This window comes from Thermodesulfobacteriota bacterium (assembly GCA_039028315.1).
Classification (GTDB): domain Bacteria; phylum Desulfobacterota_D; class UBA1144; order Nemesobacterales; family UBA2774; genus CR02bin9.
Map to the genome: position 1 here is coordinate 1 of JBCCIH010000098.1, position 8,734 is coordinate 8,734.

Annotated in this window: 8 protein-coding genes; 4 read left to right on the forward strand and 4 right to left on the reverse strand. The window is 41.4% G+C overall.

From position 1 onward, the window contains the following. Nucleotides 1-69: 69 nt before the first annotated feature. Nucleotides 70-1,059 carry an SDR family oxidoreductase gene (locus tag AAF462_07215; GenBank protein MEM7008905.1) on the reverse strand — a complete coding sequence of 330 codons (990 nt, stop codon included), beginning with the start codon at nt 1,057-1,059 and terminating at the stop codon, nt 70-72. A gap of 134 nt (nt 1,060-1,193) precedes the next feature. Here AAF462_07215 and AAF462_07220 point away from each other — a divergent pair, with 134 nt between their 5' ends. Then, entirely contained in the window at nt 1,194-1,847 is a 654-nt protein-coding gene (locus AAF462_07220; protein ID MEM7008906.1) for a hypothetical protein, read from the forward strand. Nucleotides 1,848-1,862: 15 nt separating this feature from the next. Here AAF462_07220 and dnaB read toward each other — a convergent pair whose 3' ends face one another. From dnaB to nuoE, 3 genes are all read right to left on the reverse strand, one after another. Continuing rightward, entirely contained in the window at nt 1,863-3,215 is a 1,353-nt protein-coding gene (dnaB, locus tag AAF462_07225) for a replicative DNA helicase (protein MEM7008907.1), read from the reverse strand. Nucleotides 3,216-3,285: 70 nt separating this feature from the next. Then, a complete protein-coding gene (locus AAF462_07230; protein ID MEM7008908.1) occupies nt 3,286-4,611 on the reverse strand; it encodes a glycerate kinase in 1,326 nt (441 codons plus the stop codon). 36 nt (nt 4,612-4,647) lie between these two features. Next, nucleotides 4,648-5,121, reverse strand: a complete 474-nt coding sequence (nuoE, locus tag AAF462_07235) for an NADH-quinone oxidoreductase subunit NuoE (GenBank protein MEM7008909.1) — start codon at nt 5,119-5,121, stop codon at nt 4,648-4,650. 174 nt (nt 5,122-5,295) lie between these two features. On the opposite strand from nuoE, the gene AAF462_07240 reads away from it, so the two are divergent. The 3 genes from AAF462_07240 to AAF462_07250 form a co-directional block, all read left to right on the forward strand. Next, complete coding sequence (locus AAF462_07240) at nt 5,296-5,751, forward strand: TerB family tellurite resistance protein (GenBank protein MEM7008910.1); 456 nt, start codon at nt 5,296-5,298, stop codon at nt 5,749-5,751. 86 nt (nt 5,752-5,837) lie between these two features. Then, a complete protein-coding gene (gene fadI, locus AAF462_07245) occupies nt 5,838-7,136 on the forward strand; it encodes an acetyl-CoA C-acyltransferase FadI (GenBank protein ID MEM7008911.1) in 1,299 nt (432 codons plus the stop codon). 14 nt (nt 7,137-7,150) lie between these two features. Next, a partial coding sequence (locus AAF462_07250; GenBank protein ID MEM7008912.1) for an enoyl-CoA hydratase-related protein occupies nt 7,151-8,734 on the forward strand: 1,584 nt, incomplete at its 3' end.

Sequence of the window (8,734 nt, forward strand, 5' to 3'; positions counted from 1 at the left end):
AAATTGTACCAAATGAGTTGCCAGGCATAGCAAGATTTTATATGAAATGGAAAACGTTGCAAATTTTAGCTATTTTTCCAAATATCCGTTATCCCTAAACCAGGTAATAGTGTTGTTAATACTTTCTTGAATATCTGAAGGAGCATAGCCTAATTCTCTTTTTGCCTTAGAGCTGTCAAAATGCCATCTGTATTTGGATAGTTTTACTGAATCTACATCCATTGTAGAGTAGTTAGGAAAGCTCATTCCTAGGATTCTTTCTACAAAATATCCAGAAGCGAGAGCCATGAAATAGGGAATTTTCATTTTAGGCTTAGGAACTCCTGTGATTTCTTCAAGCAATGTAAATAGCTCAAGAAGAGTGAAATTCTCATTGCCTAAAATATATCTTTCTCCAGGCCGTCCTTTTTCTACTGCCAGAAGATGGCCATCAGCAACATCTTCAACATCGACCATATTGAGGGTGCCGTCCATGTAGCCCGGGTATTTCTTTTTATAAAACCATAGGATAAATGCCGTACTTGATAAATATATATCTCCAGGCCCGATCACGGTTGCAGGGTTTACCACTACAACGGGCAGACCTTTGTCATTAAACTCAAGAGCTATACTTTCAGCCTTCCTTTTTGTATCCAGATACTTTACTCCCAAAAAGTCGAGCTGATAGGGTGTATCTTCATTAGCTACTCCGCCGTTTAGGTCAACCCCTATAGCAGCAATACTGCTTGTATGAACCACTTTTGAAACGCCGGCTTTAAGAGCCTGCTCCATAACATTTTTAGTTCCCTGAACATTTACTGCTTCCATCTTCTCATAGTCCTCTTTTCTAAAAGAAGCAACACCCGCGGTGTGGTAAACAGTGTCACAGTCTTTAACTGCAGCAGCTACAGAATCAAGATCTAGCACATCGCCGTAGACCCTTTCGACATCGATGTCATCGATATTTGAGGTACGGCTTGATTCTCTAAGCAGCACTTTTACATGCTCGCCTCTATCTACTAACTTCTTTGCAATATGAGATCCAATAAAACCTGTTGCTCCAGTAACTAGAGCTGCCATATAAATTCCTCCATTTAAAAAATAAGAACACTCAATAAATTACATAAATCTAAAAAACTTACTATTTATTTCAAATAATTATCCCTGGGCCATTGTGTTCGAATTTTATCAATGTATATTTTTTAAGGCAAACCATGAGCGAAACTCCGATGCAGTTAGAAGAATTACTAAGGGACAGACAGTTCGATGAGGGCGAGAAAAGGCTTAAAAAAGCCTTAGAAATAGCCCAAAGAGAATGGGAAAATGTTAGGTCCTCTCTTAAGCTTGCGGGTGATATTGGAGAGTTTAACAAAGAAGACTTCATGATCGGCGTAATTGAAGAAGACGTCATTATAAGAGAGCCGGAACTAAGCCCGACTAAATCTGTCTCAGTGTACTCACCAACTTTCTACCCGATGTACTTTGTTCAAAATTTACTCACCATGGATGAAAAACTTTCCAAAGAAGGCTACAAAACAATTGAGGCTCTTTATGTTTTTGTTGAGCTTGCCACTAAGGCCTCTGAGCGTTTAGGGCTGACAGGGTCATTCTCAATGTGTTTTGGCGCAGGTTATGGTAGCGCAAGAACTGGATGGATTGCTGAGAAGGGCTATCCTCTTGAGCGTGAACTATTTGTAAAAATGTTTTTTAAAAATAGATCTACTACCTACGACTGGGATTTTTACTGGGCTTCCGTAAGAGAGAATTTATCCCAGATTTTCTCCAAGTTTGAGTCCTGGCAGAATGATGAGGATCTATATAAGAAAGAAGTTAAATCTCAGGCTGTTACAAAACCAATGCTTGTTTAGTTTCTAATAAGCAGATTATTCAAAATCTTCATAATCAGGCGCTAAGTTTTCAAAACTAGGGACGCCTCTTTTTTCTAAGAATGCTAGCTTAACACTTCCTGTTGGACCGTTTCTTTGTTTCCCGATTATTAATTCTGCAATGCCGTCCTTTTCTTCGGGATCTTTTCTGTATACATCAGCGCGGTGAATAAACATTACAAGGTCAGCGTCCTGCTCAATTGCACCTGACTCACGAAGATCCGCTAGTTGGGGCCTGCGGTCTGAGCGGGTCTCGGTTTGACGGCTTAGCTGAGAGATTGCAATTACCGGAATTGAAAGCTCCTTGGCAAGTGCTTTAAGTGATCCTGAGATCTCTGCTATCTCACGTTCTCTGGACTCGACCCTTCGGCTTCCCCGCATGAGTTGAAGATAATCTACAATAATAAGATCAAGCCCTTTGTCTCTTTGCTGGCGCCGCGCTTTTGCGCGGATTTCTAACACACTAATAGCTGGTGTGTCGTCTATGTAAATCTTAGACTGACCAAGCTCGTCTGCTGCCTGGACCAATCGTTCTAGGTCCTCATCTTTTATATAGCCGCTTCGTATGCTTGAGTAATTTACTTTGGATTTATTAGAGAGCATTCTGAGCATTAGCTGTTCTTTGGTCATCTCTAGTGAGAAAATTCCTATTGCCATGCCGTGCTCTAGCGCAGCATGAGCCGCTATATTAAGGGAAAGAGAGGTCTTTCCCAGTCCAGGTCGTGCCGCAACAATTATTAAATCAGCAGGCTGAAGACCTGATGTCATATAATCTAATTTTTCAAAACCCGTTGGGATTCCCGTGATGAGCTCTTTTCTTGCATGGAGCTCCTCTATAAGCTCAAGAGCTTTATTTGCAAGGTACCTTGAGTCATAGAAGCTGGGCTTAATTTTGTTCTGCGATATGTCCAGTATTGTGTGCTCTGCGCGGTCAATAAACTCATCAAGGTCAACATTCTCGTCGTTTCCTCTGTGGGCAATATCGGTTGCGGCCATAACGAGATTTCTGACAATGGACTTTTCTTTAACAAGCTTCGCATAGTAGTCTACGTTCTCGGTTGTTGGCACTAGCTCAGTTAGATATGTGAGATAGCTGCTCTCTCCTACTTCTTCGAGCAAATTCCCGTTTGATTTTAAATGGTCAAATAGTGTTAGAAGGTCAATTGGTTTGTTATCGCGGTCAAGATCGATCATTGCTAAAAAGATCTTTCTATGAGCATCTTTATAAAAGTCTTCCGGGATCAGGACCTCTAGTACCTGATTTATGACATTGCTCTCTAAAAGTATTGCTCCCAGCACCGCCTGTTCGGCCTCGATATTTTGCGGGAGCGGTCTTGTTAACATCTCCATAGCTCTATTTTAAAACACAAACCCTTTTATATTCAATATTTAAATTACCCCTTGGGAAGATTAAATACTACTACTCAACAATTACAATACCTATATCCATTACGTTTGTGCCTGTTGGGCCGGTGATAACCAAATCGCCAAGCTTCTCAAAAAAATCATATGAGTTGTTTTGTGCAAGGTGCTCTCTTGCGCTTACGCCCATTTCCCTGGCGCTTAATCTGCTTTGGCCATCGCATATCGCGCCTGCTGCATCAATTGGCCCGTCAATCCCGTCAGTATCACAAAATAGCCCGACTATATCGTGTCCGATAATTTCCATGCAAAATGATAGAGCTGTCTCTGTGCTTCTTCCGCCCTTGCCCATGCTGTGAACACTAACGGTTGTCTCACCGCCAAAAATTATGCAGCTTGGTTTTTTTACTGGAATGTCCGATCTCTCCGCATCAAATGCAATTCCTGCTATTACTTTGGCTACCTCCTTTGCCTCACCGCTTATCTGAGAGGTGAGCATAAGAGTGTTATAGCCAAGCTCGGCTGCTTTCTTCTGAGCTTCCATAAGAGACTTAATATTGCTTCCAACTATCAATGTCTGAACCTGATCAGGGTCAAACGCGCCCTCTTTTAGAGTCTCGGGGTGCTCCCCATTTCTCCCATCCTCAAGGTGCACAACAACTTGTGGAGGAAGCTTGTGCTCTAAATCAAGAGCATCGATAACTTTCCATGCATCTTCATAAGTTGTTGAATCAGGAACCGTAGGACCTGATGCTATCGCATCTACTTTGTCGCTAACAACATTGGACAATATAAGTGTCACTACCCTTGCCGGCAGGGCTTTTTTTAAAAGTCCTCCGCCTTTGATCTGAGATATGTGTTTTCTTACTGCATTAAGTCCATTTTTATCGACACCGCTGGCCAGAAGAGTCTCAGTGGCTTTTCTCATATCGTCCAAACTGAGCCCAGGAGAAGGCATAGAAAGTACTGCGCTTCCGCCGCCTGAGATTAGAAAGATGACAAGGTCTTTTTCACCCGCGGTTCCTAGGATTGACATAACTTCATTAGCAGCGCTCACGCTTCTATCGTCAGGCACCGGGTGTCCGCAGAGCCTAAAGTCTAATTTTTCAAATTTTTTATCGGGAACAGAGTTTGAAACAACTAATCCACCCGAAAGTCTATCCCCAAGTACTTGCTCTACTCCCTCGGCCATTGCTGATGCTGCTTTGCCAAAGGCAATTGTGTATATAGCTTCGAACTCTTTTAAGTCGTATGTATTGGAATCTACTGTTAGCTGATCATCTTCAAGACTAAGATAGTCTAATACGCATTTTTTAGGGTTTGCTGCATCTACTGCTTCTTTGAATATCTCAAAAGCATTATTTCTAGTTTTTTCTATATCCATTGTCAAAGTAAGACATATTTATTTCAAAAAGCCTAATTATTCTTCTCCAAGCTCTTTTATAACCTGATCTACTCTTTCTCTAGTTAGGTTCTCTTCAAGCTTATTATCAACCAGCATCACAGGAGCCGTCCCGCATGACGCAAGGCACTCAGCTTCCATAAGTGTGATTTTGCCATCTGCAGTAGTTTCACCAGTTTTAACGCCGAGCTTATCACACATATAATGCTCTATGTGCTCAGCTCCCCTTAGCGCACATGATAGTGTTCTGCATACCCAGACCACGTGCTTTCCGGCAGGCTCAGTGAAGAACATAGTGTAGAAAGTTGCTACATTTTGAACACTAGAAGGGCTAATCTCGAGTAATTTAGCTGCCTCTTCCATAGATTCCGCTGATAAGTATTGATACTCGTTCTGTATTTCCCTTAATACTGCAATTAAGGCTGATTGCTTGTTCTCATGTTTAGAAATTATGGTGTTTAGTCGTTTATTTAGCGATTCAGAAAAGGGCATCTAGTATTCTCCAAATTTAGTTCCGATAAGCTTACATGACCTAAATGTTAACTCAAGATACTTAGTTTTATGACAGAGTTCTATTTATACTCTTTTTTATTAGCTATAATTTATTCATAATTTTATTTTCTGACCCTACTACGGTCTGACTATTTAATAATTAAGGGGAATTATATGCTAGGAGTAATAAAGAACATATTAGATGGCTCAAATAAAGCGCAAAGTCCAGAGGAAAAACAGCAAAAGATAAAAATTGCTACATGTGCTATTTTGCTTGAGGCGGCCACAGCGGACTCTAATTTTTCTTCAGAAGAACAAACAAAGATCATTGAAATTTTAAAAACGAGATTTCAGATGAATGATGAATCCGTGAAGGAGCTCATAGATAAATCGCAGTCAGAGATAAAAGAAGCGACAGATATGTGGTACTTCACTAATATGATTAATCAGAATCTTGATAATGAAGAAAAGTATGAGCTTATGCAAGAAGTATGGGAGGTCATATATTCTGACGGCACCCTTGATAAGTTTGAGAATTACATAGCTCACAAACTTTTAAGTATGCTGAACCTTGACCACTCAAGGTTTATAGAGCTAAAAATGAAAGTGAAAAATGAAGTAAGTGCTTAGTCGTATGTAATCTTGCGTTTTAGCTTTACAATTTATATAGAACTATCTCTTTGTTGTTAAAGTCCATAATTATATTGGAGTAATTAGTGATTCAAGCTAGCGGTGAGAAAAGAGTTGCAATTGTTCAAGGACTAAGAACGCCGTTTATTAAAACTGGGACACTATTTAAAGAGCTTTCCTCTTTAGAGCTCGGAAAAATAGTAACTGTAGAGTTGCTAAATAGAACTGAGATTGATCTCAAGGATATAGACAAAGTAATTTTCGGTACTGTTCTTCCATCGATTAAGACTTCAAATCTTGCAAGAGAGATCGCTCTGGGCTCAGGCGTGCCTCCGAGCGCTCCGGCGTTTACTGCCACAAGTGCCTGCGCGTCAGCAACCCAGGCTTTTACAAACGCTGTAGAGAGCATTTTAGCCGGCGACTCTGAAGTAGTAATCTGCGGCGGGGTAGAATCAATCTCTGACTTTCCTGTACTTTTTTCAAAAAAGTTTAAAAGCATGCTCTTTGATTCATCAAAGGGCAAAAACATAATACAAAAAGCAAAACCATTTTTGAAAATGGGTGTAGGAGACATTGCCCCGGATGTTCCGGCAATCGCTGAGCGTTCAACTGGTCTCACAATGGGTGAATCCGCTGAGATAATGGCCCGGCAAAATCAGATCTCAAGAATAGATCAGGATGAATTTGCCCTTAGAAGTCACACTCTTGCATCAAAAGCACAAGCTGAGGAGATATTCAGAAAAGAAATTATAAAAACTTTCGTGCCTCCAGATTTTGATGACCTAATAGCTACTGACAACACGGTTAGAAATGAGCTGACTATTGAAGACTTGACCGTACTCAAGCCAGCCTTTGACAAGGAATACGGCACAGTAACTTCAGGTAACTCAGCCCCTCTTTCTGACGGGGCCTGTGCAATTTTGTTGATGACAGAGCAAAGGGCAAAAGCCCTTGGATATAAGCCGCTGGGCTATGTGCGTTCCTATGCATACTCTGCGGTCGATCCTAAAGACCAACTTCTAATGGGCCCTTCGTACTCAACTCCCGTTTGTTTGGATAAGGCCGGACTTGGACTTAAAGATATGGACCTTATCGAAATACATGAGGCTTTTTCCGCGCAAGTGCTCTCAAATCTAAATGCATTTTCATCACGCATTTTTGCAGAGGAAAAACTCTCAAGACCTAAGTCGCTTGGAGAGGTTGATATGGAAAAAGTAAATGTCACCGGGGGATCAATCGCGGTAGGTCACCCGTTCGGAGCAACAGGAGGAAGAATCATTCTTACGCTTCTACATGCTCTTCAAAGGCGTCAAGCAAATTTCGGGCTTGCCACTTTATGCGCCGCCGGAGGGCTTGGAGCTTCAATTGTTTTAGAGAGAGAATAAATAATCAGGTGAACATGAGCAGCATATCTTACGAATTAGACAAAAGCGGAATTGCAATCCTTAGGTTTGATAACCCCCATGGGTTGGCAAACAAATTATCCCGTGATGATCTGAGTTGGTTGGGCGAGTTTTTAAACAATATTGACGGCCAGCTCGACATGATAGAGAACGAGAATGAGATAAGGGCCGTAATCCTTTATAGCGAAAAGGCGAACAGCTTTATAAGCGGCTCAGATTTAAGAGAGTATCTATCTTTCACACTTGCTGATGAGGGAAGGGCGTATAGCTTAAAGGCCCAGGAAATAACTGAGAGGATAGAGAGTTCAAGAGCGCCATTTATTGCTGCTGTTAATGGACCTTGTTTGGGCATGGGGCTTGAAATAGCGCTTTCATGCGAATACAGAATTGGTTCAGAAAACCCGGCAACGGTGTTTGGAATGACCGGTGTTTTGGCTGGCCTAATTCCATGCGCCGGCGGCACCCAAAGACTGCCAAGGTTAATCGGAACAAAAGAGGCGCTTGAGCTTATTATTTCAGGAGACACATTAAACTCAGAAAATTCTTTAGAGATCGGGCTTATTGACGAGATAGTTCCTGATGAGATATTGCTCGAAATATCACTCGAGCGCGCTTTAGATATTTCCAATAAAGAATTTAAACCCCGCCGCTCTCATTTTAAGGGCATCCAGCACACAATTGTAAATGAGAACCCAATAGCGAGGAAAAAGCTGTTTAATGATTTAAGAAAGAGGGTGAAAAAGGATGTACGGCCGCTTATTAATGCTCCAATTATGGCAATTGAAGCCCTTGAGGTTGGAATGTCCAGCTTTAACAGGGGCCTTCATGTTGAGTCCGTGTATTTTGGAGAGCTTGTTGTGAGCACATCGAGTAGAAGTTTGATCCGCACACAAATGGCTCTTGAGATAGTTCAGGAAGATCCAAAGAGCACTAATAAAGATAAATTCATAAATAAAATTTCGGTTCATGGAGCAAACGATTTAGGGAATCAGATTGCCTGCCTGGCAGCGTCTGCGGGTATTACAACCAGGATTAAGGCTCAGGATGACGAGGGTGTAGGAAATGGACTTAAGCACTGCTACGATTACTTTACAAACGAGTACGATAATCATCTAATCGACGAGCTTAGATTTGAGCATAAATTTGATCTAATAAGTGCAGCTTCAGACTACTCGGGCATCAAAAGAGCTGATATTGTGATTGATTGCACAGATGAGGATCTACAATTAAAACTCGATTCCATAAAAGAAATTGAGCCACTTTTAAAGGATGACGCTGTATATCTCTCAAGTTCTATAGTTTTCCCAATTGCCGGGATAGCGTCTAATTCTACTCGCCCTGAAAAAGTGATTGGCGCTAGAATATTTGAACACAGAGACTCAGAGCTAATTGAGATTTCGGTTATGGAAGAAACTTCTATTGCAGCTCTAGCTCGGGTGCTGGAGTTTTCAGACAGGCTGGGCAAAACACCAATAGTAGTAAAGGGCGGCACAGGTTCATATACTACTAGGCTCGAGCTCGCATATTTTAATGAAAGCCTCAACCTTGCCTCAGAGGGTTTAGCTATCGAAGATATAGAA

Coding starts and splice junctions, on each gene's coding strand:
- AAF462_07215 (MEM7008905.1), bottom strand. CDS start 1,059: ATGGCAGCTCTAGTTACTGGAGCAACAGGTTTTATTGGATCTCATATT.
- AAF462_07220 (MEM7008906.1), top strand. CDS start 1,194: ATGAGCGAAACTCCGATGCAGTTAGAAGAATTACTAAGGGACAGACAG.
- dnaB (MEM7008907.1), bottom strand. CDS start 3,215: ATGGAGATGTTAACAAGACCGCTCCCGCAAAATATCGAGGCCGAACAG.
- AAF462_07230 (MEM7008908.1), bottom strand. CDS start 4,611: ATGGATATAGAAAAAACTAGAAATAATGCTTTTGAGATATTCAAAGAA.
- nuoE (MEM7008909.1), bottom strand. CDS start 5,121: ATGCCCTTTTCTGAATCGCTAAATAAACGACTAAACACCATAATTTCT.
- AAF462_07240 (MEM7008910.1), top strand. CDS start 5,296: ATGCTAGGAGTAATAAAGAACATATTAGATGGCTCAAATAAAGCGCAA.